The following is a 24,802-nucleotide window of genomic DNA, read 5'->3' on the forward strand; positions in this document are numbered from 1 at the left end:
GATCGATCGTGTCGGAGCCCGTCGGCGTTGCAGTGCGCGTCATGTCCGAGCCGCGTGGGCCACGCGGGAAGGCACCGAGCGGCCCGGGCCGTCGCCGCGGTGCCCGCGCCCGCTCAGGGCCTGATGACGCGAGTCCCGCTCGTCGCGCGACGCTCGATCTCGGCGAGCACCGCCGGGTCGGTGAGGTTCTCCGCGAGCAGGTTCGGCTTGCCGGTGCCGTGGAAGTCGCTGCCGCCGGTGACCAGCAGGTCGTGCCGTTCGGCGAAGCGCAGCAGCCGCTCCCGCTCCGCGTCGTCGTGCTCGCGGTGGTGCACCTCCACGCCGTCGAGCCCTGCCTCCACGAGCTCCTCGAGCAGCTCGACCGGCAGGTCGTCGTCGCGGGTGACCGAGCCGGGATGTGCGATCACGGAGACGCCGCCGGCCTCCCGGATCGCGGCGACCGCCTCGAGCGGGGAGGGCGCGTAGTAGGGCACGTAGTACGGGCCGGAGCCGCGCAGGATCTCCGCGAACGCCGCCGACCGGTCGGGCACCACACCGGCCGCGACGAGGGCGTCGGCGATGTGGGGTCGGCCGATCACCGTCTCCTCCCCCGCCACCTGAGCGAGGACGTCGTCCCAGGTGACGGGGTGGTCGCGGCCGATCAGCTCGACCATCCGCCGGGCCCGCTCGATGCGGGAGGAGCGCGCCTCCGCCATCTCGGCGGCCAGGGCCGTGCCCTCGGAGGGGTCCACCAGCAGGGCCAGCAGGTGCACGCTGCGGTGCCCGTGCTCGGAGGAGACCTCGATCCCTGGTACGGCCGCGACACCGGTGGCGGCGACCGCGGCGGGCAGCTGCGGCCAGCCCTCGACGGTGTCGTGGTCGGTCAGGGCCAGCACGTCCAGCCCGACCGCCTGGGCCTGCGCGAAGAGGTCCGGCACCGACGTCGTCCCGTCCGAGCACGTGCTGTGCCCGTGGAGATCGATGCGCTGCCTCGCGCCGGAGTAGGACCGCTCACTCATGCGCCCAGGGTAGACCGAGGCGTGAGAACATCGTGGGGTGAGCACCGAGAACAGCGACACCAGCACCGACGCCACCTCCAGCGAAGACCGTATGAAGGACCTCGCCTCGCGCGGTGACTCCCGCTCGCAGCGCCCCGACAGCGCGGCGTTCCGCGAGTTCATCGCCTCCGGCTGGGACGAGACGGTGCCGGACGCCGAGCGGCGCGAGTCCGCGGACTTCACGCCGGAGCGTCGTGACGCGCTGGTGCGTCGCCTGCCGAGGACGCGGCTGGTGCTGCCCGCCGGTGTGCTGAAGGTGCGCTCGAACGACACCGACTACCCCTTCCGCCCCGACACCGCTTTCGCGTACTACTCGGGGCTGGGCACCGACGAGGAGCCCGACAGCGTGCTCGTCGTCGAGCCGTCGGCGGAGGACCCGACGGTCTCGGTCGCGACCTACTTCTTCCGGCCCCGCGCCGGCTTCGACTCCAACGAGTTCTACGCCGACTCCCGCTACGGCGAGATGTGGGTGGGCCGCCGCCCCACCCTCACCGAGGCCTCCCAGCGGCTCGGGATCGAGGTGCGCCACATCGACGAGCTGCGCGACCACCTCGCCAAGGACGTCGGCGCCCAGCTGTCGCTGTCGGTCGTGCCCGAGGTCGACGCGTCGATCGAGGCGATGGTCCAGGAGATCCGCTCCCAGAACGGTCTGCCCGGCGGGGAGGAGGCCGCCGCCGAGAACGCCGCCCTGCGCGAGGCGGCCAGCGAGGCCCGGCTGGTCAAGGACGAGTACGAGGTGCGCCAGATGCGTCTGGCCGTCGGGGCGACGCTGCGCGGCTTCGAGGACGTCATCCGCAACCTCCCCCAGGCCGTCGGCCATCCTCGCGGCGAGCGGGTCATCGAGGGCGTCTTCGCGGCGACCGCCCGCGCCGACGGCAACGGCGTCGGCTACGACACGATCGCCGCGGCCGGCGACCACGCTTGCACCCTCCATTGGACCCGCAACGACGGCGCCGTGCGGCCCGATGAGCTGGTGCTCGTCGACGCGGGTGTCGAGATCGACTCGCTCTACACCGCTGACGTCACCCGCACCCTCCCCGTCTCGGGCACCTTCTCGCCCGTGCAGCGCAAGGTCTACGACGCGGTGCTCGAGGCCTCTGATGCAGCGTTCGCGGTCGCGCGCCCCGGGCTGCGCTTCCGCGAGCTGCACACCGCCGCGATGAAGGTCCTCGCCGCCCGCCTCGAGGAGTGGGGCCTGCTGCCCGGCACCGCCGAGGAGTCCCTCGCCCCCGAGGGTCAGTGGCACCGGCGCTGGATGCCGCACGGCACCAGTCACCACCTCGGCATGGATGTGCACGACTGCGCCCAGGCCCGCCGCGAGATGTACCTCGACGCGGAGCTGGTGCCCGGGATGGTCTTCACGATCGAGCCGGGCCTGTACTTCAAGGAGAACGACCTGCTGGTCCCCGAGGAGCTGCGCGGGATCGGCGTGCGCATCGAGGACGACGTCCTCGTCACCCAGGACGGGGTCGAGAACCTCTCCGCCGGAGCGCCCCGACGTGCCGAGGACGTCGAGGCCTGGATCGCCGAGCTGCGCTCGTGAGCACCTCCGCGCCGTCCCGCTTCTACGCGGCGAGGCTCGTCGGCACCTCCGTCTTCGACCCGATCGGGGACGCGGTGGCGACGGTCCGCGACGTGGTGGTGGTGCCGCAGACCCGCAGCAGCGCCCGCGCCGTCGGGTTCGTGGTCGAGGTCGCGGCGAAGCGGCGCGTGTTCCTGCCGATCACCCGGGTCACCTCCATCTCCCCCGGCCAGGTGATCTCGACCGGGGTGCTGAACGTGCGCCGCTTCGAGAAGCGCACCGGGGAGCTGCTGGTGCTCGGGGACCTGCTGGACCGGGTGGTGACCCTCTCCGACGGTTCCGGCGAGGCGACCGTGCTGGACATCGCCCTGGACCAGGATCGCCACCGCGACTGGTCGATCTCGCGCCTGCATGTGCGCCGGCGCCGTGCGGGCGGGTCGCTGGGCCGGCTGGTCTCGCGGGGCGAGACGCTCACCGTCGACGTGCGCGAGGTGACGGGCCTGTTCGGCACGCAGGCGGAGCAGTCCGCCCACCTGCTCGCCGCCTCCTACCAGGACCTCAACCCCGCCGACCTCGCCGAGATCATCCAGGAGCTGGAGACCAAGCGCCGGATAGAGCTGGCCGGGGAGCTGGCCGACGAGCGGCTCGCCGACGTGCTCGAGGAGCTGCCTGAGGACATCCGCGTCGAGGTCGTCACTGGCCTGGACGCCAAGCGCGCCGCCGACGTGCTGGACGTGATGGATCCCGACGACGCGGCGGACCTCGTCCAGGAGCTGCCCGATGAGGTCGCCTCCCAGCTGCTGAACCTGATGGAGCCCGAGGAGGCGGAGGACGTGCGCCGCCTGATGGCGTACGACGAGTACACCGCCGGCGGCATGATGACGACCGAGCCGCTGATCGTCTCGCCCGAGACCCCGGTGGCGCACTGCCTGGCGATGATCAGCCGCGAGGCGATCCACGCCGCGCTCGCCTCGACCGTGCACGTGTGCCGCTCCCCGCTCGAGACCCCGACCGGCCGCCTGCTCGGGATCGTGCACTTCCAGCAGCTGCTGCGGGAGCGGCCCGACCGTCCCGTCGGCGAGATCATCGACCAGGACCGGGTCGCCGTCTCCCCGACGGTGCCGCTGTCGACCGTGACCCGTGAGATGGCGACCTACAACCTCGTCTCCATCCCGGTGGTCGACGACGACGGACGCCTGCTCGGCGCGGTCACCGTCGACGACGTGCTCGACCACGTGCTGCCCGACGACTGGCGCGAGCAGGACGACGAGCCCCCCGCGACGACCGGGCAGATCGACCTGTCCGAGATCGCGCGGGCCACCGCGCGCGACAGCGGTGAGGAGGGCTGAGGATGGCGGAGAAGAACGTCGACCCTCTCGACGACCCGGCGCCCCGGCGTCGCGGCCGCCTGCGCAACCCGCTGCGCGGCGACGCCTTCGGACGCGCTGCGGAGGGCTTCGCGCGCATGATGGGCACTCCCGCCTTCCTGGTGGGCATGACCCTTTTCTGCGCGGTGTGGCTGACCTGGAACTCGCTCGCCCCGGAGTCCGCGCAGTTCGACCCGCGCGCCCTGAACTTCACCCTGCTCACCCTGATCCTCTCGCTGCAGGCCTCCTACGCCGCTCCGCTGCTGCTGCTCGCGCAGAACCGGCAGGACGACCGCGACCGCGTCCAGGCCGAGCAGGACCGCCAGTCCAACGAGCGCAACCACGCCACCACCGACTTCATCACGCGCGAGATCGCCTCGCTGCGCCTCGCGCTCAACGACGTCGCCACGCGCGACTTCGTGCGCGGCGAGCTGCGCGACCTCCTCCAGGAGCTCGAGGAGGCCGGGCCGGAGACGGACCGCCCCGAGGCGCCCGCGCTGGACGACCAGAGCCTCCGCGCGATCCTGCGCGAGGAGGTCGAGGCGGCGCTCGAGCGCCGCACCGGGAAGGAGCAGGACCCCCAGTGACCACACCGGAGACGCCCGCCCAGGGCGCGACCGAGGCCCCCGGCGACGAGCGCGTGGAGCGCATCCATGAGGCGCTGAGCGGGGTGATCGACCCCGAGATCCATCGCCCCATCACCGAGCTCGGCATGGTCGGTTCCGTGGACGTGGACGCCGAGGGCATCGCCCGCGTGCACGTGCTCGTCACGATCGAGGGCTGCCCCATGCGGGACCGGATCGAGCGCGAGACCGCCGAGGCGACCGCGACCGTGCCGGGCCTGTCCCGCGTCGAGGTGACCACCTCCGCGATGACCGAGGAGCAGCGCCGCGAGCTCACCGCCCGCCTGCGCCAGGGTCGCCGCCAGATCCCCTTCAACCAGCCCGGCTCCCTCACCCGCATCTATGCGATCTCCTCCGGCAAGGGCGGGGTGGGCAAGTCCACCGTCACCGCGAACCTCGCCGCCGCGATGGCGGCCGACGGGCTGCGCGTCGGCGTGATCGACGCGGACATCCACGGCTTCTCGATGCCGGGCATGTTCGGGATCACCGAGCAGCCCACGAAGGTCTCCGACCTGCTCATGCCGCCGGTGGGGCACGGCGTGGCCGTGATGAGCATCGGCATGTTCGTGCCCGAGGGGCAGGCCGTGGTGTGGCGCGGCCCGAAGATGCACCGCGCGATCGAGCAGTTCGCCTCCGACGTGTTCTGGGGCGACCTCGACGTGCTCCTGCTGGACCTCCCGCCCGGCACCGGCGACGTCGCGATCTCGGTCGCGCAGCTGCTGCCCGGCGCGAAGATGGTCGTGGTGACCACGCCCCAGCAGTCCGCCGCCTCCGTCGCCGAGCGGGTCGGCTCCCTCGCCGCCTCCACCGAGCAGAAGATCGCCGGGGTCGTGGAGAACATGGCGGGCCTGACCCTGCCCGACGGCTCCGTGATGGACGTCTTCGGCAGCGGCGGCGGCGACCGGGTCGCCGCGACGCTCGCCGACGCCGTCGGCGAGCAGGTGCCGGTGCTGGGCCGCGTGGGCCTGGACCCGGCGCTGCGCGAGGGCGCGGACCGGGGCGTACCGCTGGTCGTCTCCGATCCCGACTCCCCCACCGCGCAGGCGCTCACGGCCGTGGCGCGCTCGCTGACGCGGTCCCCGCGGGGCCTGGGCGGGATGAAGCTGCCGCTGTCGGTCGCGCGGCACTGACGGTCGCGCGGCGCTGAGCCGTTCGGCTCAGGTGGCCTCGTCGTCGAAGGGGGCGCGCTTGGGGCCCTCGTCCTTGGCGGCCGAGCCCGAGCGCTTCTTCGCGCTCTTCGCGGCGCCCGCCGCGGCCGCGCCGCCTGCCACGGACATGGCCTCCTTGCTGGGCAGCAGCTCCTCGATGTCGGTGTCGCCCCAGGCCTCGCGGATGATGCGGCGCGGATCGTACTGGCGCGGGTCGTACTTCTTGAGGTCCTCGATGGCGATGCCCATCTCGTCCTCGACCGTCGAGCGGGAGTCGTCGACCCAGCGGCGCGCCTTGCGCACCCACTGGACCAGCGAACGGGTGACCTCGGGCAGGCGCTGCGGGCCCACGATCACGAGGAACACGATGAGCAGGACGACGATCTCCCACCCGCCGAGGCCCATGAAGCCGGTGCCGCCCATTGTCCACCTATACGTCTCGAGGTCCGCTGCTGCGGGCCCATTATTGCATCGCGCCCCCTGGGAACGGCGCACGGACTGCGCGTCGCCCGCGCGGCTGTCGTAGGATCGGCCCGTTCACAGGCATGCGGCGAGAGGAAGCGGAGATGTCGTCGGGAAAGGTGGCCTCCTGGGCCCACGGCGAGGAGTTCGTCGACGAGGCGGACCTCTTCGCCGACGACGGCGTCCTGGCCCGCGCCCGCGAGCGCGGCAACGAGCTCGGCGCGCCGCCCGTGCTGCCGGGAGCGGGCGCGCTGATGCGGCTGCTCGCCGCGGCGGTGCAGGCCCGCTCCGCGGTCGAGATCGGCACCGGCAGCGGCGTCGGCTCCCTGTACCTGCTCGCCGGGATGCACCCCGACGGGGTGCTCACCACGATCGACCCCGAGGTCGAGAACCAGCGCGCGGCGCGCGAGGCGTTCGCCGAGGCGCGGATCCGCACGCCGCGGGTGCGGACCATCGCCGGTCAGCCGCGCGACGTCGTCGGACGGCTCACCGATCACGCCTACGACCTGGTCGCCTTCCCCGCCCACGCCCCGCACGCGGAGGAGCTGCTCGAGCACGCCCGGCGCCTGCTGCGCCCGGGCGGCGTGCTGGTCATCCCCCACGCCCTCTTCCACGACCGGGTCGCGGACCCGGCCGCGCGCGATGCCACCACCCGGGCGGTGCGGGGCCTGCTCCGCGCGGTCTCCGAGGCGGAGGACCTCATCCCCGCGCTCACCGGCAGCGGCGACGGCGTGCTCGCCGCGGTGCACCGCCCCCGCCGGGGCTGAGAGCCGGCGCCCGGACAGCACCGGCCCCGCACCCGTCCAGCGGGTGCGGGGCCGATGCCGGCGGCGAGCTGCTTACTTGATCACGCCCTCCAGGGCGTCCCGCAGCTCCACGGCTTCCGATGCGGCGATCTCGACGACCAGACGGCCGCCCCCCTCGAGCGGGACCCGCATGATGATGCTGCGCCCCTCCTCCACGACCTCGAGCGGACCGTCACCGGTGCGCGGCTTCATAGCAGCCATGGCGTGCCTCCTAGATGTGTCGCTGCCCCTGAGTCGCTCCCCCGGACGGGGCCTCTGGCAGCGCGCGTACGGTGGCCATTATCTCAGGTCTTCGGGAGTGCTCGCACGCCACGTCCGACGAGTCGTCCGACGGGGCCGCTCCGGCAGGCCGATCCCGTCGCCGAGACGGCCCATCGCCAACCCCACCATGAGCACCGCCACGACGACCGCCACCAGCAGCAGGAGCAGCACGATCGGGCCGACGGCGGTCACGAGGCGTCCACGACCTCGTCCTCCGCGGCAGTGCGGGCCTGCTCCGCCGCCGGAGCTTCGTCGCCGCCGCGGATCGCCTCGCCGAGCGCGGCCAGCGCCTCCTCGGCGGTGTCCACCACGCGCACGAGGTCCAGGTCGGCCAGGCTGATCATCCCGCGGTCCACGACCGCCGAGCCCACCCAGTCCAGCAGTCCCTGCCAGTAGTCGCGGCCCACCAGGATCACCGGGAAGAGGTCGATCTTGTGGGTCTGCATGAGGCACAGCGCCTCGAACAGCTCGTCGAAGGTGCCGAAGCCGCCGGGCATCACCACGAAGCCGCTGGAGTACTTCACGAACATGGTCTTGCGCGCGAAGAAGTAGCGGAAGTCGACGCCGAGGTCGACGTAGGGGTTCAGCCCCTGCTCGTGCGGGAGCTCGATGCCGAGGCCGACGGAGACGCCGCCCGCCTCCTGAGCGCCGCGGTTGCCGGCCTCCATGATGCCGGGGCCGCCGCCGGTGATCACGGCGTAGCCGCGCTCGGCGATGCCCGCGCCGATCCGGCGTGCGCACTCGTAATCGGGGTGGTCCTCACCGAGGCGGGCGGAGCCGAAGATCGAGATCGCCGGGCCCAGCTCGGACAGCGCCCCGAAGCCCTCGACGAACTCCGACTGGATCCGCAGCACCCGCCACGGATCGGAGTGCACCCAGGCGCCCGAGGCGGACTCCTCGAGCAGACGCTGGTCGGTGGTGCGGTCGGGCCGCTGGGCGCCGCGCAGCGTGACGGGGCCCTTGCGGTGGTGCTCTCGTTCCTCCGGTGTCATGCCGCGATCGTAACGGCCCGGGCTCCCGAGCGTCGGACCGCCGGGCTCAGGCCCCGAGCAGGTATCGCCGCAGTCCCTCGAGCGCGCGGGTGAGGTCGTCGACCGGGACGTGCTCGTCGTCGGTATGGGCCAGCAGCGGGTCACCGGGTCCGAAGTTCACCGCCGGGGTGCCGAGGGCCGAGAAGCGGGAGACGTCGGTCCAGCCCTGCTTCGCGGCCAGGGGGACCTCTCCCCCGAGCGCGGCGAGGAAGTCGCGGGCGGCGGCGGTGTCCAGGCCCGGCAGCGCGCCGGGCGCCGCGTCGGTCACCTCGATCTCGAGGTCCAGGCCCGCGAGGACCTCGCGCACGTGCGCCTCGGCCTGCTCGACACTGGTGTCCGGGGCGAAGCGGTAGTTCAGGGTGGCGCTCGCCCGGTCGGGGATGACGTTCCCGGCGATCCCGCCGGTGATCACGACGGCGTTGAGGCACTCGCGGTACTCGAGCCCGTCGATCACCGCGCGGCGCGCCTCATAGGCAGCGAGCCGCTCGAGCACCGGGGCGAGGTGGTGGATCGCGTTCTCGCCCACCCAGTCGCGGGCGGAGTGCGCGGCGACGCCGCGGGCGGTGACCTCGAGCTTCATGGTGCCCTTGCACCCGCCCTCGACCCCGGCGGAGGTGGGCTCCCCGAGGATCGCGAAGTCGGCCTCGAGGAGTTCGGGGTGCTCGGCGGCGAGGCGGGTGAGGGAGTTGTCGGCCGCGGCGACCTCCTCGTGGTCGTAGAACAGCCAGGTGAGGTCCATCGGCGCATCGGCCGCCTCGACGGCGAGCTTCAGCATCACCGCGACCCCGCCCTTCATGTCGCAGCTGCCGCGGCCGACGAGCTCCTCGCGGCCCTTGCGGAGACGCCTCGAGGAGGGGAGGTTCGCGGCGACCGGGACGGTGTCGAGATGACCGGCCAGCAGCACGCGCCGGTCCCGGCCGTGATGGGTGCGGGCGATGACGGTGTCCCCGTCGCGCAGCACCTCGAGGTGCGGGGCGTGCGCGGCCAGCGCCTGCTCGACGGCGTCGGCGAGCGCCTTCTCATTCCCGGAGACCGACTCGATGTCGACGATCGCGGCGGTGAGGTCGACGATGTCGGCCGACGGGTCCAGGGCGGGGGCGGGGCGCGTGCTCATGTGCGACATCGTGCCACGCCTGGTGCCGGCTCATTCCGCGGCGAGCGCTCCCCCGGCGCGGGCGAGGCGCACCGCGACCGCCTCGGCATGGCGCAGCAGCTGCGGTGAGGTGCCCGGCTCGGCGGTGATCGCGGAGCCCGGCTGGGCGGTGGAGACGGGGACTCCCACGAGCAGGCGCCGCTCGTAGACGGTGTCGTCGGTGCCGATCGGGGCGTAGAGCCCGTCGACCGCGATGGAGCCGGTGAGCATGCGGCGGCGGGAGCCTCGGGAGGCCCAGTGGTCCTTCTGCGCCTCGCCGCGCTCGCGCCAGGCGCCGAGCAGGGCGGAGCGGTAGGCCGGCAGGTCCACGGGCGGCAGGTGCGCCTCGAGCACCCCGTCGCACAGGGTCACGGACCCGTCCCCGCCGCGCACCGCGAAGCGTCCCGCCTCCTCGTCGATGTCCAGGTGCATGCGCGGGCCGGTGAAGCGCACCAGCCCCGCCGCCTCGAGCGCGAGCACCTGCCGGGCGCGCAGCACGGGAGGGCCCGAGGCCCAGGAGGCGAAGGCGTTGCGGAGGTGGCCGTCGATGTCGCGGCGCACCGACTCGGTGGTGTACGCGCCGAGGTCGATGAGGCGATTGACCTGCATCCGCAGCGCGATGAGCACTCGGTGGATCAGCACCCAGGCGGGATCGGGCGCGGTCGCAGCGGCGAGCGCGGAGGCGAGCACCTCGCGGGTGCGACGGTGGGCGTCGTCGCTGTCCCCGCCGCGGCGGCCGAAGGGGAACAGCAGGCGGATCAGCGCCTCGTCGCTCGCGAGCTCGACGTGCCCGGCCCCGCGCAGGGCACGGCGCAGCTCGGCGAGCATCAGCGGCATCACCTCCCCCTCGTGGTCCACGCCGGCCGAGCGCACCGCGAGCTCGAGGACGCGCTCGCTGGTGAGGACCTGCAGCGGGTAGGGGCTCAGCTGCTCCTGCGGCAGGTCGGGCTTGGGGCGGTAGACCATTCCGGAGCGGGAGCCGATCACGAGCACGGGCTCGGCGCCGCCGGGCACGTAGCGCAGCCCCGCCTCCGTCTCCGGGGCCTCCTCGAAGCGTCCGCCGGCGGCGGTGGTGAGCATCCCGATCGCGTCGTAGAAGTTCAGGCCCATCCCCTGCACGGCGACCGCCTCGCGGCCGAGCAGGGCGGCGTAGTCGACCTCGAGCGGGTTGGCGGGGCCGAGGTGGACCAGTCCGTGCCGCTCGGCGGCGTCGGCGAGCTGCTGGGAGCGGGGGCCGAGCGCGGTGGGCAGGTGGCCGAGCGCGAGCGCGACCGCGTCGGCGCGCAGCACCCGTCCGTCCGAGAGGCGGATCCGCTGGGGTCCGTCGGGCGGGCCGGTGACGTCCACGGCCTCGGCGGGGTGCAGCACGATCCGCAGCCGTTCGGGGTCCGCGTCGGCGAGCGCGGTCTCGAGCACGTGCGCGAGATAGCGGCCGTGCGCGGCGCGGGAGGCGAAGTCGGAGGGGCCGAGCCCCTCCCCTGCCAGGTGGTCGGCGAGGCTCTCGCGGTGCGGGACGGGCAGCAGCGGATGGCAGGACTCGTCCGGGTACAGGGTGGTCTGGCAGGTGGTGGTGTTCATGAGCAGCACCTCGGGCTGGTCATGGCGCCACACGGCCCCGCCGCGCCCCACCTGCGGGTCCACGAGGTGCACGGTCAGCGGCCCCTGCCACGCCTCGGTGGTCGATGCCGCGACCAGCCGTTCCACGATCGCGGTGCCCCGGGACCCGCCCCGATGACGACGACGGTGCGGACGGGGTCGGCGGCGTGGGTCATCCCCCCAGTATGCGACGCGGCGCGGAGCCTTCGGTCCGTGCGCGCCGTCTGGGACCATGTCTCCATGTCATCGACGTCGCCGAGACACCTTCCGCCGCGCACGAGCTCCGGACCCTTCACCGGGGTCCTCTTCGGGCAGGCCGCGCGGCTGCGCGCCGTGGTCAACGCCGATCTGCTGCCGCGCGAGCGCGCCGCCGCCGATGCGCTGGTGCTCACCGCCTGGCTCAGCGCCGCCCAGCGCGAGCGCTATGCGCCCTCCCTGCGCGCCCCGGGCTCGGTCGAGGAGTTCGCCGAGCGCCTGGCCGACGAGCGCCGCGTGGTGCTCGAGGAGGGCGCGGACCCGGTCGCGGACGAGGTCGGCGCCGCGGCCGAGGCGGAGCGGGCGGCCAGGCAGCTCCCGCTGCGGCTCCTCGAGGGGGCGCTGCTGCTCGGCGCGCTCGTCTGCGTGGTGCTCACCGTGCTGCGGAGCCTGGACGCCGCGGATCTTCCCGGGCACCTGGCCGCGGAGGCGGGCCCGCTGCTCGGCGGGATGCTGCTGTGCCTCGTGCTCGCCGCGGTCGTCGGCGCGGTCGCGACGCGCCGCCGGGACCGGACGCTGCTGGATTGGGCGGTCACCCGTCCCGACCAGCTGGGGCGCGGGCTGCCGCTGCGCCGGCCGCTGCAGGGCGAGTCCGCGGGGCCGGTGATCCTCGGATCCCTCGGCCCGGCGCTCTTGCTCGGGGCGGGCATCCTCGCGATCGTCGCCGGCGCCGCGGTGCTGCTGCTCTCGCTCATGCTGCGCGCCGAGATCGTCGCGACCGAGCAGGCACCGGCGCTGCTGATCGGCGGGGTCATCGCCCTGGTCGCCGCGACCGCGGCGGTGTACCTCGGCGGGCGGCGCCGAGAGCGGAGGGCGCGACGGGTGCGGGCGAGCGAATGGATCGGACCGGCGCCTCTGGACGAGGAGCCGCCGGCGGTGTGAGCCGTGGTGCGGTCGGGGAGGCCACCTCGTCCCCTCATTCCGGGACGGAGTAGCCCCTCTCCCGGGCGTGGCGCTCCCAGCGGGAGGAGACGGGCAGGCGACGCAGGTCGCGGGCGAGCAGACCGATCACCACGCCGAGCGCGAGCACCGCCGCGAAGAGCAGCAGCGTGGTCGTGCTGCCGGCGATCTCGAGGCCCCAGCCGGCGAGCGCTGGCGCGAAGGTCATCACGCCGAGGGACACCAGGCGCATCAGCGAGCTGATCCGGCCCTGCATCGCCACCGGCGTGATGTGGGTGAAGACCCCTGCCCGGAGGCGTTGAAGGCGGGCAGGCCGATCCCGATCGCCGTGTAGCACAGCCCGATCCACACCATCGAGGGCGCCACGGGCAACAGCACCCCGACGAGGGTCATTCGCTCACCGCTCCCCCGGACATCGCGGTCCCTCCCGCTCGGGGCGTCTGGTGCCCCGCGGTGTGCTCTTCGCCGCGCCCGGACGGGCGCATGCTCCCCTGCTGGGTCAGGATTCGTAGACTCGGACCATGACATCCTCGACATCCGAGTCCACCGTCACCGCCGCCTGGGGCATCGCGCTCACGACACTCGGGGCCGACGGTTCCGTCCTCGATGCATGGTACCCCTCGCCGCAGCTCGGCGAGGCTCCTGCTGACCCCGCCGGCCATCCCCTCCACGCGCAGCTGGTCTCCGCTGCGCAGACCGACGAGGTGCGGAGCACCACCCAGGAGGTCGTGGTCCGCGCGATCGACCTGACGGCCGCCCCGACCGATGCCGCCGACGCCTACCTGCGCCTCCACCTCCTCTCCCACCGCCTGGTCCGCCCGAACGAGCAGAACCTCGAGGGGCTCTTCGGCACCCTCACCAACGTCGTGTGGACCACCGAAGGGCCCTGCGCGGTCGCCGGCTTCGAGGAGACGCGCCTGCGCCTGATCGCCGCGGGCCGCACCCCCACCGTGCTCAGCCTCGACAAGTTCCCGCGCATGGTCGACTACGTGCTGCCCACCGGCGTGCGGATCGGCGACGCGGATCGCGTGCGGCTCGGCGCGCACCTCGCCGAGGGCACCACCGTGATGCACGAGGGCTTCGTGAACTTCAACGCCGGCACCCTCGGCGCCTCGATGATCGAGGGCCGCATCTCCCAGGGCGTCGTGGTCGGGGACGGCTCCGACGTGGGCGGCGGCGCCTCCACCATGGGCACCCTCTCCGGCGGCGGCACCGAGCGCGTCAGCATCGGTCGGCGCTCCCTCGTCGGCGCCGAGGCCGGGATCGGCATCGCCCTCGGGGACGACTGCGTGGTCGAGGCGGGGCTGTACGTCACCGCCGGCACGAAGGTCGAGCTGCTCGGCGAGCCCGGCGCCGAGGCCCAGGGCCCGCACGTGGTGAAGGCGCGGGAGCTCTCCGGGGTGCCGAACCTGCTCTTCCGCCGCAACTCGCTGACCGGTGCGGTGCAGGCGGTGGCCCGCGCGGGCCAGACCGTCGAGCTCAACGCCGCCCTGCACAGCAACTGAGACGAAGCATCTGAGGGACGGAGGACCGCGAGGGTGGCAGCAGGCTCCCGTGCGCGCGGCCGCGCACGCGGCCGCGTCGGCCGTCACCTCGCGGTCCCTCTGGTCATGGTGCTGGTCTTCGGCGGGATCGCTGGCGGCAGCTATCTCGCCCTGGAGCGCTACGGCTCCCCCGCCCACGAGGGCACCTGCGTCGCCTCGGGGCTCGGCACCAGCCACCGTTACACCACCGATCGGGTCGCGAACGCGGCGCTGATCAGCGCGACGGCGGTGGATCGGGGCATGCCGCCGCGGGCGGCGTCGATCGCGCTGGCGACCGCGTACCAGGAGTCGCAGCTGCAGAACATCGACTACGGCGACCGGGACTCGCTGGGCCTGTTCCAGCAGCGGCCCTCGCAGGGCTGGGGCACGGAGGAGCAGATCATGGACCCGGTCTACGCCTCCAACGCCTTCTTCGACGTGCTCGAGACCTACCCCGACTACACCAGCGCCGACATCAACGACATCGCCCAGCAGGTCCAGCGCTCCGGGCATCCCGAGGCGTATCGCGACCACGAGACCGAGGGTCGGCTGTACGCCTCGGCCCTCACCGGCCAGTCCGGCGCGAACCTGCTGTGCACCCTGGACGAGGTCGGTGCGACCGCCTCCCCGGAGCAGCTGCGCGGCGAGCTCGCGCGGCAGTTCCCCCGCGCGACGGAGTCCGGGCGGGTCACATCGTCGCTGGACTCAGCCGCCGGGGCCGCCCCGCAGGTGCCCGAGGGCGCCGGCGCGACGGCGCTCGTGCTCGACCCGGGCGGCGACGAAACGCTGGGCTGGTCGCTCGCGAACTGGGCCGTCGCCCGTGCGGCCGACGACGGGGTGGTGCAGGTCAGCTATCGCGGCCGGGTCTGGGACCGCACCGCCCACGGCGAGGAGGCCGGGGCCTGGGGCAGCGCCGAGGGCGGCGATCCCGAGCGGGTGGTCGTGCTGGTCAGCGGCCGCTGAGCGCCGCGGATCGGGATCCGGCGGACTGAGCGCTCGCCCCGGTCCGAGGCTCGCTCGGGCTCAGTGCACAGTGAGGCCACGGGCGCGGAACTGCTCGCGCACCCGCTCGACGACCTCCGTGGACGGCGGCAGCGCGTCCCGCAGCCGGTATTCCATCCCGAGCGCGTCCCACTTGTCCTGGCCCATGTTGTGGAAGGGCAGCACCTCGACGCGCTCGACCACGTCCTGCCAGCGCTCGACGATGTCCGCGACCTTCTCGACGTTCTCCGCCGCGTCGGTCCATTCCGGCACGACCACGAAGCGGATCCAGATCGCGGTGCCGGCGCGGGCGAGGCGGTCGCCGAAGTCGATCGTGGGCTGCAGCTCCCGGCCGGTGAGGCGCTTGTAGCTCGGCTCGTCGCCGCTCTTGACATCCAGCAGCACGAGGTCGACGTCGGCGAGGAGCTCGTCCTTCGCGACCGCGCCGAGATACCCGGAGGTGTCGATCGCGGTGTGGATGCCGAGCGCCTTCGCGGCGCGCAGCACGTTGCGGGCGAAGGCGGGCTGCATGAGCACCTCGCCGCCGGAGAGGGTGATCCCGCCGCCGGTCGCGCGGAACACGCGGCGGTAGCGGCGCAGGAGCCGTTCGATCTCCTCGAGCTCGACGTCCTGGCCGCGCCGCATCTCCATGGTGTCGGGGTTGTGGCAGTAGACGCAGCGCAGCGGGCAGCCCGCGAAGAAGATCGTCAGCCGGGTGCCGGGGCCGTCGACCGCGGTGACCAGCTCCCAGGAGTGGACAGAGGCGAGGCGGCCCTCCCGGATCGCGGCGAGGCGGCCGCTGCGGTCCAGCTCCGCCTCGGCCATCCCGTCGATCCCCGCGCCGGTTCGCCGGTTCCGGGCGGGCCGGCCCAGCAGGTCGATGCTCTGCGTCATCTGCGCTCTCGTCCCCGTGCTCGCTGTGCTCTGTCTGTTCTGTGTGCTCTGTGCGCCGGCTGCGCCCGCGCGCCGCTCAGGCGCCCTGGTGGAAGGTGCGGTCCAGGACGTCCAGCTGCTGCTCGCGGGTGAGCTTGACGAAGTTCACCGCGTAGCCGGAGACGCGCACGGTGAGGTTCGGGTAGTCCTCCGGGTTCTCCATCGCGTCGACGAGGGTGTCCCTGTTCAGCACGTTGATGTTGGCGTGGAACAGGCCGGCCTCGGCGTTGTTCGCGGCCCGGCTCGCCTTCATGGAGGCGAGGCGCTGGTCGAAGGTGGGGGTGGTCATGGGGGTCTCCTCGGGGTGTGCGGTGCAGGTTCGGGGGTGGAGGGGCTGGTCCGGCGGCGCCGCCGGGTGCCGGCCGGCCGACGGGGCGCGTCGGCCGGCCGGTGCGAGGCTCACTCGTCGTCGATCATGAAGCCGGCGTCGAGGATCCCGACCAGGTTCGTCACCTGCTCGTCCTTGGTGCGGCCGAGCCCCTGCGGGGTGATCGTGTTGGTCAGCGAGATGCCGTCCAGGGCGTCCTCGTAGTCGAGCTTGCCGACCGAGAGCATGGAGGCGACCATGCCGTGGGTGTCGGCGCCGTTCTCCGGGTTCGCGCCCGGGGAGAAGGGGGTGCCGGCCCGGTGCCCGGAGGGGAAGGAGCCAGTCGCCTTGCCGTAGACGACGTTCGAGGTGATCGTCAGGACCGACTGGGTCGGGATCGCGTCGCGGTACATCGGGATCGCCCTGATCTTCTGCATCACGGTGTGCACGATCGTCGCCGCGATGTCGTCGGCGCGGTCGTCGTCGTTCCCGTAGCGGGGGAACTCCCCCTCGGTCACGTAGTCGACGACCAGGCCGGTCTCGTCCCGCACCGGGGTCACCGTGGCGTAGCGGATCGCGGAGAGGGAGTCCGCGACGATCGACAGGCCCGCGATGCCGCAGCCCATGGTGCGCACGATCTCGCTGTCGTGCAGCGCCATCTCGATCGACTCGTAGGCGTAGCGGTCGTGGCTGTAGTGGATGATGTTCAGCGCCTCGACGTAGGTGCCCACCACCCAGTCGAGCATCTCCTCGTAGCGCTGCCAGACCTCGTCGAAGTCCAGCGGGCCCTCGCCCGTGATCGGGGTGTGCAGCCCGGGCTCGGTGACCTGCTTCCCGGTGACCTCGTCGCGGCCGCCGTTGATCGCGTACAGCAGCGCCTTGCCGGCGTTGACTCGGGCGCCGAAGAACTGCATCTGCTTGCCCACCCGCATCGGGGAGACGCAGCAGGCGATCGCGGCGTCGTCGCCCCAGCGCTCACGGATCTGCTCGTCGGACTCGTACTGGATCGAGGAGGTCTCGATCGAGATCGCGGAGCAGAACTCCTTGTAGCCCTCGGGCAGGGACGGGTCCCAGAAGATCGTGATGTTCGGCTCCGGGGCGGGGCCGAGGTTCCGCAGGGTCTGCAGCAGACGGAAGGACGTCTTCGTCACCAGTGGCCGGCCGTCCTCGGCGAAGCCGGCATCGGACCAGGTGGCCCAGTAGGGGTCGCCGGAGAAGATCTGGTCGTAGTCGACGGTGCGCAGGAAGCGGACGATGCGCAGCTTGATCACGAGCGCGTCGATGATCTCCTGCGCCTCGGACTCGGTGAGGGTGCCGGCGGCGAGGTCCCGCTGGATGTACACGTCCAGGAAGCCCGAAAGGCGGCCGATGGACATCGCGGCCCCGTCCTGGCTCTTCACCGAGGCGAGATAGGCCATGTAGGTCCACTGCACGGCCTCCTGGGCGGTCGCCGCCGGGCGGCGCAGGTCCAGCCCGTAGGTCTCGCCGAGCCGCACGAGCTTCGCCAGCGCCTTGATCTGCTCGGCGTGCTCCTCGCGGTAGCGGGCCCAGTGCTCCGAGAAGCCGTGACCCGCGACGGCGTCCTTCGCGGCCTTCTTCTCGGCGATCAGGAAGTCCGCGCCGTAGAGGGCGAGGCGGCGGTAGTCGCCGATGATGCGGCCGCGGCCGTACGCGTCGGGCAGGCCGGTGATGATGTGGCTGGAGCGGGCGGCGCGGATCCGCGGGGTGTAGATGTCGAAGACGCCGTCGTTGTGGGTCTTGCGGTGCTTGGTGAAGATCTCCTTGATCCGCGGATCGGGCTCCTTGCCCGCCTCCCGGATCGCGGTCTCGACCATGCGCCAGCCGCCGCTGGGCATCATGGCGCGCTTGAGCGGCACGTCGGTCTGGAGGCCGACGATCACGTCGTCGTCCTCGCTGATGTACCCGGCGGGGAAGGCGTCGATGTCGGCGGGGGTCTCGGTGTCGACGTCGTAGACGCGCCGCCTGCGCTCCTCCGAGAGGTAGGTGCGCTCGAGGTGGTCCCAGAGCCGGAGGGTCTTCTCGGTGGGGCCGGCAAGGAAGGAGGCGTCGCCCGAGTAGGGGGTGTAGTTGCGCAGGATGAAGTCGCGCACGTCGATCGTCTCCTGCCACGGGCCGGGGGCGAACCCTGCCCAGGCGTCGCCCGGGGCGGTCTCGGCGGCGGGACGGTCGGTGGTCGCGGTGCTCATGGCGGCTCCTGTTCGCGGCGCGGACCCGCGGTGCGGGGCCCTTCGTGGATGACTCCACGCTAGGTACCGGCGACGCCGTCGACCGGGGTCGAAGGTCCCCGCACGATCCGAGCCGGCCCGCCGCTGGACGTCGGTCCATCGCCGCCGGGACCAAGGGCCTGCCGGGTGCGACGGAGGGCCCGAGGGGCGCGCCGGGGCTGCGCCTGGCACGGCCCCCGCCGGGCACGACGGAGGGCCCGCACGATCGGTGATCGCACGGGCCCTCGCGGGTCCTCAGGACGGTGCCGACGGGCCGCCGGAGCGCTCAGCTGCGCTGCTTGTCCATCTCCGCCTTCAGATCCGCGAGGCGCAGCTCGCTGGTGCCGGTGCGTTCCTGCATCGCGGTGTACGGGCGCTCGGCCTCGCCGGTGTAGATCTGGCGCGGGCGGCCGATCTTCGTCTCCGGGTCGTGGATCATCTCCTGCCACTGGGCGATCCAGCCCGGGAGGCGGCCGATGGCGAACAGCACCGTGAACATCTCGGTGGGGAAGCCGATGGCCTTGTAGATGATGCCGGTGTAGAAGTCGACGTTCGGGTAGAGCTTGCGCTCGACGAAGTAGTCGTCCTTCAGCGCGATCTCCTCGAGCTTCATCGCGAGCTCGAGCCGCTCGTCCTGCACGCCGAGGCGCTCGAGGACGTCGTCGGCGATCTTCTTGACGATGCGGGCGCGGGGATCGTAGTTCTTGTACACCCGGTGGCCGAAGCCCATCAGGCGGATCCCGTCCTCCTTGTTCTTCACCTTCTCCATGAAGTCGCGGGGATCCATGTCGCGGGCCTGGATCTCGTCGAGCATCTCCATCACGGCGGCGTTCGCGCCGCCGTGGGCGGGGCCGGAGAGGGCGCCGATGCCGGCGGAGATCGAGGTGAACAGGTTCGCCTGCGCGGAGCCGACCAGGCGCACCGCGGAGGTGGAGCAGTTCTGCTCGTGGTCGGCGTGGAGGATCAGCAGCTGCTCCATCGCGCGCACGATCACCGGGTCCGCGATGAACTCCTCGACCGGGAAGCCGAAGGTCAGGCGCAGGAAGTTCTCGATGAGGGAGAGGCGGTTGTCGGGGTAGAGCAGCGCGTGGCCCTGCGCGATGCGGTGCGCGTAGGCGGCCATCGTCGGCATCTTCGCCAGCAGGCGCACGGAGGAGATCCGCACCTGCTCCTCGTCGAAGGGGTCCAGGGAGTCCTGGTAGAAGGTCGACAGACCCGACACCCCGGCCTGCAGCACCGCCATCGGGTGGGCGTCGCGCGGGTAGCCGTCGAAGAGGTGCTTGAAGCGCTCGTCGAGCAGGGTGCGGCGCTCGACCTGGGCCTCGAAGTTGTCGAGCTGGCCCTTGGTGGGCAGCTCGCCGTTGATCAGGAGGTAAGCGACCTCGAGGTAGCTGGACTTCTCCGCGAGCTGCTCGATGGGGTAGCCGCGGTAGCGCAGGATGCCCTCGTCGCCGTCGATGTAGGTGATCGAGGACTTCGCGTTCGCGGTGTTCATGAAGCCGGGGTCGTAGGTGACCTGGCCGGTCTCCTTGCGGAGCGGACCGATCGTGATGCCGGAGTTGCCCTCCACGGCAGGGACGACCGGAAGGTCGAGGGACTTCTCCCCGAGGGTGAGGTGGGCAGACGTCGTGGCGTGATCCATGGGCTCTCCGTTGTGCGTGGTCGGATCGGTCCCGGCGCGGGGCCGGAGGTGTCAGGAGCGCTCGAGGCGCTGGGCGGCGGCGGCGATCCGCTCGTCGGTCGCGGTGAGGGCGATGCGCACGAACCGCGCTCCCCCCTCACCATAGAACATCCCTGGTGCGACCAGCACACCGAGGTCTGCGAGGCGGTCGACCGTGGCCATCGAGTCCTCGTCGAAGGTGGTCCACAGGTACAGGCCCGCCTGCGAGCCGTGGATCGTCCCGCCCGCGGACTCGAGCGCGGGGGCGAGCTGCGCGCGGCGGGCCCGATAGACCTCCCGCTGCGCGGCGGGGGCGGCGTCATCGGCGAGCGCTGCGGCGAAGGCGGCCTGGACGGGGCCGGGCAGCATCATCCCGGCCTGCTTGCGCACCGCGACGAGCTCGGCCACGAGCGACGGGTCCCCGGCGACGAAGGCCGCGCGGTAGCCGGCGAGGTTCGACTGCTTGGACAGCGAGTACACGCACAGCAGACCCTCGAGGGAGCCGCCGTTCACCCGCCGGTCCAGGATCGAGGGGACCTCGTCCACGGTCCAGGGCAGCAGCGCGTAGCACTCGTCGGAGGCGACGACGATCCCGCGCTCGCGCGCCCAGGCCAGCAGCGCGGCGAGCTGGGAGGCCGCCAGCACCTCGCCGGTCGGGTTCGAGGGGGAGTTCAGCCACAGCAGCCGGATACTGCTCGCGGCGGACGGGTCCGGAAGCGCGGCGTCGCCCTCGGCGGCCAGGCGCGCCATGTCCACCGGCAGCGGCCTCGCGCCGACGAAGCGGGCGCCCATGTCGTAGGTCGGGTAGGCGATGTGCGGGAAGGCGATCGCGTCGCCCGCGCCGAGGCCCAGCTGGAAGGGCAGGTGCGCGACGAGCTCCTTCGAGCCGACGGTGGGCAGCACCGCGTCGACCCCCAGCGCGGCGGGGGCCGCACGGTGGCGGCGGACGAAGTCCACCAGTGCCTCGCGCAGGGCGGGGGTGCCGACCGTGGTCGGGTAGCCGGGGCTGTCGGCCGCGTCGGCCAGCGCCTGCTGCACGGTGGCGGGCGTCGGGTCCACGGGGGTGCCGACGGAGAGGTCGACGAGCCCGTCGGGGTGCTGCGCGGCCCGCTCACGGGCGGGCACGATCGCATCCCAGGGGAAGGCGGGCAGGCGGGCGGCGAGGCCCTCGCGTGCGGCGGGGCGGGCGGCGGAGTGCGTCGGCGCCACGGCTCAGGCCAGAGGGTTCTCTTGCGGGGGCAGGGCCTCGACGAGGGGGTGGTCCTTGTCGATCACGCCCATCTTCGCGGCGCCGCCCGGTGCGCCGAGCTCGTCGAAGAACTCGACGTTGGCCTTGTAGTAGTCGGCCCACTCGTCGGGGGTGTCGTCCTCGTAGAAAATCGCCTCGACGGGGCAGACGGGCTCGCACGCGCCGCAGTCCACGCACTCGTCGGGCTGGATGTACAGCATCCGGTTGCCCTCGTAGATGCAGTCCACGGGGCACTCGTCGACGCAGGCACGATCCTTCACGTCGACGCAGGGCAGGGCGATGACGTACGTCATGTGCGGCTTCCTTCCGTCCGGGGCGCTCTCCATCATCTCATCCCGGCCCCGCCCGGGAGCGCCGCCGGGACGTGCCGGAGCAGGAGGTGACAGGATGCACACCTGCCTGCGGCGGCCCCCGCGCCGGATCGACGGGCACGGGGATAGCCTGCCCGGATGACGATGCACGAGGGTCACCGGGTCCGCGCCGGCTGGGCGCCCTTCCTCGCCGAGGGGCGACGGGTGGTGCTGCGCTATGCGATCGACCGCGAGCGCTCCCCGCACGGCGAGTCGATGACCGATGCGCTGGGCACGATCACGCTGGTCGACGACGCGGTGGTCCAGGTGATGACGCGGCGCGGCGAGGTGCGCGTGCCGCGGGCCCTGGTCATCGCCGCGAAGGAGGTCCCCCCTCCGCCGGTGCGGCGGCAGGGGCCCGCCGCGCCCTGACGATGTAGTCCACGCCGGAGCCGACGTGCAGCACGGCCCCGACCCACACCAGCGCCTGCGCGATCGGCACCAGCGAGGGCGCCCACGCGGCGACGGCGACCAGCAGGAACACCGAGGCCATCAGCACGAAGGTGCGGATCTTGCCGAGCCAGGAGACGGAGATCCGCCCGCCGAGCGCGGCCCGCGTGGCGAGGAGGGCCATCGCCGCGTCGACGACGACGATCACGGCGAGCGCCGCCCAGGGCAGCAGGTCGGCGAGGGCCAGGGTCAGCACGATCGCGACGAGGCCCAGCCGGTCCGCGATCGGGTCCATGATCTGGCCGGTGCGGCTGGTCTGGTCCAGGGCGCGGGCGAGCATCCCGTCGATCCAGTCGGTCGAGGCCCAGACGAGCAGCAGCACCACGCCGAGGGTGTCCGGCCCGTCCGCCAGGCGCAGGCACACCGGCAGCAGCAGCGCGAGGCGGACGAGGGTGACGAGGTTCGGGATCGTCGCCCAGTCGGGGCGGTCGGCGGCGCTCATGGCCTCAGCGAGCCCGGGACCGGCCGCGGGCCGCCACCGTGATCACCAGGGCGAGGGCGAAGGGGATCAGGATCCCGATCCCCTGCACGATCCAGCCGGAGTACTGCGTCTGCTCCGCGATCACGGCGGGCATGAGCACTCCCCCGCCCGCGCCCTCGCCGAGGAAGGGCCCGGCCAGCAGCCCCCACAGCGAGCCGAGCACCAGGAGCGGGAAGCGGGTCCCCGTCGCGGACCACAGGAACAGGCACACCACGGCCTGGAAGGCGGCGCCTAACAGGAGCCCGGCCGGGAGGTCGGCGCCGAGCACGGTCAGCTCGACACGGTGGGTGGTGACCAGCAGCAGCACCGAGACGATCGCGAGCACGATCGCCATCGCGGCCTGGCCGAGCCGGGCGGCGAGGGAGGTCGTGTCGACCGTCGTCGGCCTCTGCTGCGTGCTGGTCACCGCGTCACTTCCCGGACTTCGCCTTGGACTGGGCGCGACGGCGCTCGTTCGCGTCCAGGATCACCTTGCGGATGCGCACGATCTCCGGGGTCACCTCGACGCACTCGTCCTCGCCGGTGAACTCGAGGGACTCCTCGAGGGTCAGCTTCCGCGGCGGCACCAGGTTCTCGAAGGAGTCCGACGACGCGGCGCGCATGTTCGTCAGCTTCTTCTCCTTGGTGATGTTCACGTCCATGTCCTCGTTGCGGGAGTTCTCCCCCACGACCTGACCGGCGTACACCTCCGAGGTCGGCTCGACGAAGAAGGAGCCGCGCTCCTGCAGGTTGATCATCGCGAAGGGCGTGACGTTCCCGGGGCGGTCGGCGACCAGCGAGCCGGTCGCGCGGAACTCGATCTCGCCCATCCACGGCTCGAATCCGTCGGCGTAGGAGGAGGCGATGCCGTTGCCGCGGGTCTCGGTCATGAACCGGGTGCGGAACCCGATCAGCCCGCGGGCGGGGACGATGAACTCCATGCGCACCCAGCCGGAGCCGTGGTTGCTCATGGTCTCCATGCGGCCCTTGCGCGAGGCCATCAGCTGGGTGACGGTGCCGAGGTACTCGTCGGGCACGTCGATGGTCATCCGCTCGACGGGCTCGTGGACCTTGCCGTCGATCTCGCGGGTGAGGACCTTCGGCTTGCCGACGGTGAGCTCGAAGCCCTCGCGGCGCATCTGCTCGACCAGGATCGACAGGGCCAGCTCGCCGCGGCCCTGCACCTCCCAGGCGTCGGGGCGCTCGGTGGGCAGCACCTTCAGGGACACGTTGCCGACCAGCTCGGAGTCCAGGCGGTCCTTCACCTGGCGGGCGGTGAGCTTGTGGCCCTTGCCGTTCTTGCCCGCGAGCGGGGAGGTGTTGATGCCGATGGTCATCGAGATCGCGGGGTCGTCGATGGTGATCAGCGGCAGCGGGCGCGGGTCGTTCACGTCGGCGAGGGTCTCGCCGATCATGATCTCCGGGATACCGGCGACGGCGACGATGTCGCCCGGGCGGGCGGCGCGGGTCATCGGCTCGCGGGAGAGGCCCTTGGTCTCCAGCAGCTCGGTGATCTTCACCGTCTTCGTGGTGCCGTCCTGGGTGCACCAGGCGACCTGCTGGCCCTTGGTGAGCTCGCCGTTCTTGATGCGCAGCAGCGCGAGACGGCCCAGGAACGGGGAGGCGTCGAGGTTGGTGACGTGGGCCTGCAGCGGCATCTCGTCGTCGTAGCTCGGGGCCGGGATCGACTCGAGGATGGTCTTGAACAGCGGCTCGACGGTCTCCTCCTCGGGGAGGGTGCCGTCGGCGGGCTGGGTGGTGGAGGCGCGGCCCGCCTTGCCGGAGGCGTAGACGACCGGCACGTCGAGGACCGCGTCGAGGTCGATGTCGTCGACCTCCTCGGCGAGGTCGGAGGCCAGGCCCAGCAGCAGGTCGGTGGCCTCGCCGACGACCTCGTCGATGCGGGCGTCGGGGCGGTCGACCTTGTTGACCACGAGGATGACGGGCAGCTTCGCGGCCAGCGCCTTGCGCAGCACGAAGCGGGTCTGCGGCAGCGGGCCCTCGGAGGAGTCCACCAGCAGCACGACGCCGTCGACCATCGACAGGCCGCGCTCGACCTCGCCGCCGAAGTCGGCGTGGCCGGGGGTGTCGATGACGTTGATGGTGATGCCGTCGGGCTCGCCGACCGCCGCGGCCGAGGGGCCGACGTAGCGGATCGCCGTGTTCTTGGCGAGGATCGTGATGCCCTTCTCGCGCTCGAGCTCGCCGGAGTCCATCGCCCGCTCGTCGTGCTTGTCACGCTCGCCGAAGGCTCCGCCCTGGGTGAGCATGGCGTCGACAAGGGTGGTCTTGCCGTGGTCCACGTGGGCGACGATGGCGACGTTTCGCAGGTCGGTGCGGTGCTGGATGGTCATACGCAGGTGCTCGATTCAGATAGCGCGGCGGGGCGTGGACCGAGCAGCGCCCGGTCGCACGGCGGGTGCGACCCGCTCCAGGGCCGCGCCGAGTCTATCGGGCCGGGGCGCTTCGCGACGGGTGCGGGGATGAGAGCTTCGACGCGCTGTTCCCGGCGAAGAGCGCGGCG

Annotated in this window: 26 protein-coding genes; 9 read left to right on the forward strand and 17 right to left on the reverse strand. The window is 72.6% G+C overall.

Annotated features, from left to right (window positions below; genetic code table 11):
* Positions 1-113 precede the first annotated feature (113 nt).
* Positions 114-998, reverse strand: coding sequence for a PHP domain-containing protein (locus RBL05_RS05045; RefSeq protein ID WP_308740403.1), 885 nt, complete (start codon positions 996-998; stop codon positions 114-116).
* Between the two features lie 37 nt (positions 999-1,035).
* Here RBL05_RS05045 and RBL05_RS05050 point away from each other — a divergent pair, with 37 nt between their 5' ends.
* The 4 genes from RBL05_RS05050 to RBL05_RS05065 are packed head-to-tail and all read left to right on the forward strand — an operon-like array spanning position 1,036 to position 5,679.
* The gene (locus RBL05_RS05050) at positions 1,036-2,580 is read left to right on the forward strand and encodes an aminopeptidase P family protein (RefSeq protein WP_412523781.1); all 1,545 of its coding nucleotides are present in this window, start codon (positions 1,036-1,038) and stop codon (positions 2,578-2,580) included.
* A complete protein-coding gene (locus RBL05_RS05055; protein ID WP_318604130.1) occupies positions 2,577-3,908 on the forward strand; it encodes a magnesium transporter MgtE N-terminal domain-containing protein in 1,332 nt (443 codons plus the stop codon). Before RBL05_RS05050 ends, RBL05_RS05055 begins: the two co-directional genes overlap by 4 nt.
* A 2-nt stretch (positions 3,909-3,910) precedes the next feature.
* Positions 3,911-4,513 (forward strand): DUF1003 domain-containing protein, encoded by a 603-nt coding sequence (locus RBL05_RS05060; RefSeq protein WP_263311946.1) that lies wholly within the window; start codon positions 3,911-3,913, stop codon positions 4,511-4,513.
* Complete coding sequence (locus tag RBL05_RS05065) at positions 4,510-5,679, forward strand: P-loop NTPase (protein WP_318604131.1); 1,170 nt, start codon at positions 4,510-4,512, stop codon at positions 5,677-5,679. Before RBL05_RS05060 ends, RBL05_RS05065 begins: the two co-directional genes overlap by 4 nt.
* A gap of 27 nt (positions 5,680-5,706) precedes the next feature.
* Here the strand turns inward: RBL05_RS05065 and RBL05_RS05070 are convergent, their stop codons facing one another.
* Positions 5,707-6,120, reverse strand: coding sequence for a twin-arginine translocase TatA/TatE family subunit (locus RBL05_RS05070; protein ID WP_062949350.1), 414 nt, complete (start codon positions 6,118-6,120; stop codon positions 5,707-5,709).
* Positions 6,121-6,263: 143 nt separating this feature from the next.
* Between RBL05_RS05070 and RBL05_RS05075 the strand changes: the two genes are divergently transcribed.
* Positions 6,264-6,926, forward strand: coding sequence for an O-methyltransferase (locus tag RBL05_RS05075; RefSeq protein WP_308740400.1), 663 nt, complete (start codon positions 6,264-6,266; stop codon positions 6,924-6,926).
* Between the two features lie 72 nt (positions 6,927-6,998).
* Here the strand turns inward: RBL05_RS05075 and RBL05_RS05080 are convergent, their stop codons facing one another.
* From RBL05_RS05080 to RBL05_RS05100, 5 genes are all read right to left on the reverse strand, one after another.
* Entirely contained in the window at positions 6,999-7,166 is a 168-nt protein-coding gene (locus RBL05_RS05080) for a DUF3117 domain-containing protein (RefSeq protein ID WP_010551467.1), read from the reverse strand.
* A gap of 78 nt (positions 7,167-7,244) precedes the next feature.
* Positions 7,245-7,418 (reverse strand): hypothetical protein, encoded by a 174-nt coding sequence (locus RBL05_RS05085; protein ID WP_318604132.1) that lies wholly within the window; start codon positions 7,416-7,418, stop codon positions 7,245-7,247.
* Positions 7,415-8,218, reverse strand: coding sequence for a TIGR00730 family Rossman fold protein (locus RBL05_RS05090; RefSeq protein ID WP_308740399.1), 804 nt, complete (start codon positions 8,216-8,218; stop codon positions 7,415-7,417). Before RBL05_RS05090 ends, RBL05_RS05085 begins: the two co-directional genes overlap by 4 nt.
* Positions 8,219-8,264: 46 nt before the next feature.
* Positions 8,265-9,371 carry a succinyl-diaminopimelate desuccinylase gene (gene dapE, locus RBL05_RS05095; RefSeq protein WP_308740398.1) on the reverse strand — a complete coding sequence of 369 codons (1,107 nt, stop codon included), beginning with the start codon at positions 9,369-9,371 and terminating at the stop codon, positions 8,265-8,267.
* Positions 9,372-9,401: 30 nt separating this feature from the next.
* Complete coding sequence (locus RBL05_RS05100) at positions 9,402-11,093, reverse strand: FAD/NAD(P)-binding protein (RefSeq protein WP_318604133.1); 1,692 nt, start codon at positions 11,091-11,093, stop codon at positions 9,402-9,404.
* Between the two features lie 132 nt (positions 11,094-11,225).
* Here RBL05_RS05100 and RBL05_RS05105 point away from each other — a divergent pair, with 132 nt between their 5' ends.
* Positions 11,226-12,122, forward strand: a complete 897-nt coding sequence (locus RBL05_RS05105; RefSeq protein WP_308740397.1) for a hypothetical protein — start codon at positions 11,226-11,228, stop codon at positions 12,120-12,122.
* Between the two features lie 34 nt (positions 12,123-12,156).
* Here RBL05_RS05105 and RBL05_RS05110 read toward each other — a convergent pair whose 3' ends face one another.
* On the reverse strand, positions 12,157-12,402 hold the full coding sequence (locus tag RBL05_RS05110) for a hypothetical protein (protein ID WP_308740396.1): 246 nt from the start codon (positions 12,400-12,402) through the stop codon (positions 12,157-12,159).
* 259 nt (positions 12,403-12,661) lie between these two features.
* Here RBL05_RS05110 and dapD point away from each other — a divergent pair, with 259 nt between their 5' ends.
* Entirely contained in the window at positions 12,662-13,645 is a 984-nt protein-coding gene (dapD, locus tag RBL05_RS05115; RefSeq protein WP_308740395.1) for a 2,3,4,5-tetrahydropyridine-2,6-dicarboxylate N-succinyltransferase, read from the forward strand.
* Positions 13,646-13,678: 33 nt separating this feature from the next.
* Positions 13,679-14,626 (forward strand): hypothetical protein, encoded by a 948-nt coding sequence (locus RBL05_RS05120; protein ID WP_263311937.1) that lies wholly within the window; start codon positions 13,679-13,681, stop codon positions 14,624-14,626.
* 60 nt (positions 14,627-14,686) lie between these two features.
* On the opposite strand, the gene pflA is transcribed toward RBL05_RS05120, so the two are convergent.
* From pflA to fdxA, 6 genes are all read right to left on the reverse strand, one after another.
* Positions 14,687-15,538 carry a pyruvate formate-lyase-activating protein gene (gene pflA / locus RBL05_RS05125; protein ID WP_318604134.1) on the reverse strand — a complete coding sequence of 284 codons (852 nt, stop codon included), beginning with the start codon at positions 15,536-15,538 and terminating at the stop codon, positions 14,687-14,689.
* 76 nt (positions 15,539-15,614) lie between these two features.
* The gene (gene grcA2 / locus RBL05_RS05130; protein WP_308740394.1) at positions 15,615-15,866 is read right to left on the reverse strand and encodes an autonomous glycyl radical cofactor GrcA2; all 252 of its coding nucleotides are present in this window, start codon (positions 15,864-15,866) and stop codon (positions 15,615-15,617) included.
* 110 nt (positions 15,867-15,976) lie between these two features.
* On the reverse strand, positions 15,977-18,091 hold the full coding sequence (locus tag RBL05_RS05135; protein ID WP_308740393.1) for a pyruvate formate lyase family protein: 2,115 nt from the start codon (positions 18,089-18,091) through the stop codon (positions 15,977-15,979).
* Positions 18,092-18,395: 304 nt separating this feature from the next.
* Complete coding sequence (locus RBL05_RS05140; protein WP_082835302.1) at positions 18,396-19,751, reverse strand: citrate synthase; 1,356 nt, start codon at positions 19,749-19,751, stop codon at positions 18,396-18,398.
* A gap of 51 nt (positions 19,752-19,802) precedes the next feature.
* The gene (dapC, locus tag RBL05_RS05145) at positions 19,803-20,978 is read right to left on the reverse strand and encodes a succinyldiaminopimelate transaminase (protein WP_308740392.1); all 1,176 of its coding nucleotides are present in this window, start codon (positions 20,976-20,978) and stop codon (positions 19,803-19,805) included.
* A 3-nt stretch (positions 20,979-20,981) separates the two neighbouring features.
* A complete protein-coding gene (gene fdxA, locus RBL05_RS05150; protein ID WP_010551454.1) occupies positions 20,982-21,311 on the reverse strand; it encodes a ferredoxin in 330 nt (109 codons plus the stop codon).
* Between the two features lie 156 nt (positions 21,312-21,467).
* Between fdxA and RBL05_RS05155 the strand changes: the two genes are divergently transcribed.
* The gene (locus RBL05_RS05155; RefSeq protein ID WP_010551453.1) at positions 21,468-21,740 is read left to right on the forward strand and encodes a hypothetical protein; all 273 of its coding nucleotides are present in this window, start codon (positions 21,468-21,470) and stop codon (positions 21,738-21,740) included.
* On the opposite strand, the gene RBL05_RS05160 is transcribed toward RBL05_RS05155, so the two are convergent.
* From RBL05_RS05160 to typA, 3 genes are read right to left on the reverse strand one after another with little or no spacing between them, the layout of a single operon-like run.
* A complete protein-coding gene (locus RBL05_RS05160) occupies positions 21,679-22,260 on the reverse strand; it encodes a CDP-alcohol phosphatidyltransferase family protein (protein WP_308740391.1) in 582 nt (193 codons plus the stop codon). The genes RBL05_RS05155 and RBL05_RS05160 overlap by 62 nt on opposite strands.
* A gap of 4 nt (positions 22,261-22,264) precedes the next feature.
* A complete protein-coding gene (locus RBL05_RS05165) occupies positions 22,265-22,705 on the reverse strand; it encodes a hypothetical protein (RefSeq protein WP_308740390.1) in 441 nt (146 codons plus the stop codon).
* Between the two features lie 4 nt (positions 22,706-22,709).
* Positions 22,710-24,632 carry a translational GTPase TypA gene (gene typA / locus RBL05_RS05170; protein ID WP_308740389.1) on the reverse strand — a complete coding sequence of 641 codons (1,923 nt, stop codon included), beginning with the start codon at positions 24,630-24,632 and terminating at the stop codon, positions 22,710-22,712.
* Between the last annotated feature and the right edge of the window lie 170 nt (positions 24,633-24,802).

The organism is Brachybacterium sp. GU-2 (genome assembly GCF_030866705.2).
Taxonomy (GTDB): Bacteria; Actinomycetota; Actinomycetes; order Actinomycetales; family Dermabacteraceae; genus Brachybacterium; species Brachybacterium conglomeratum.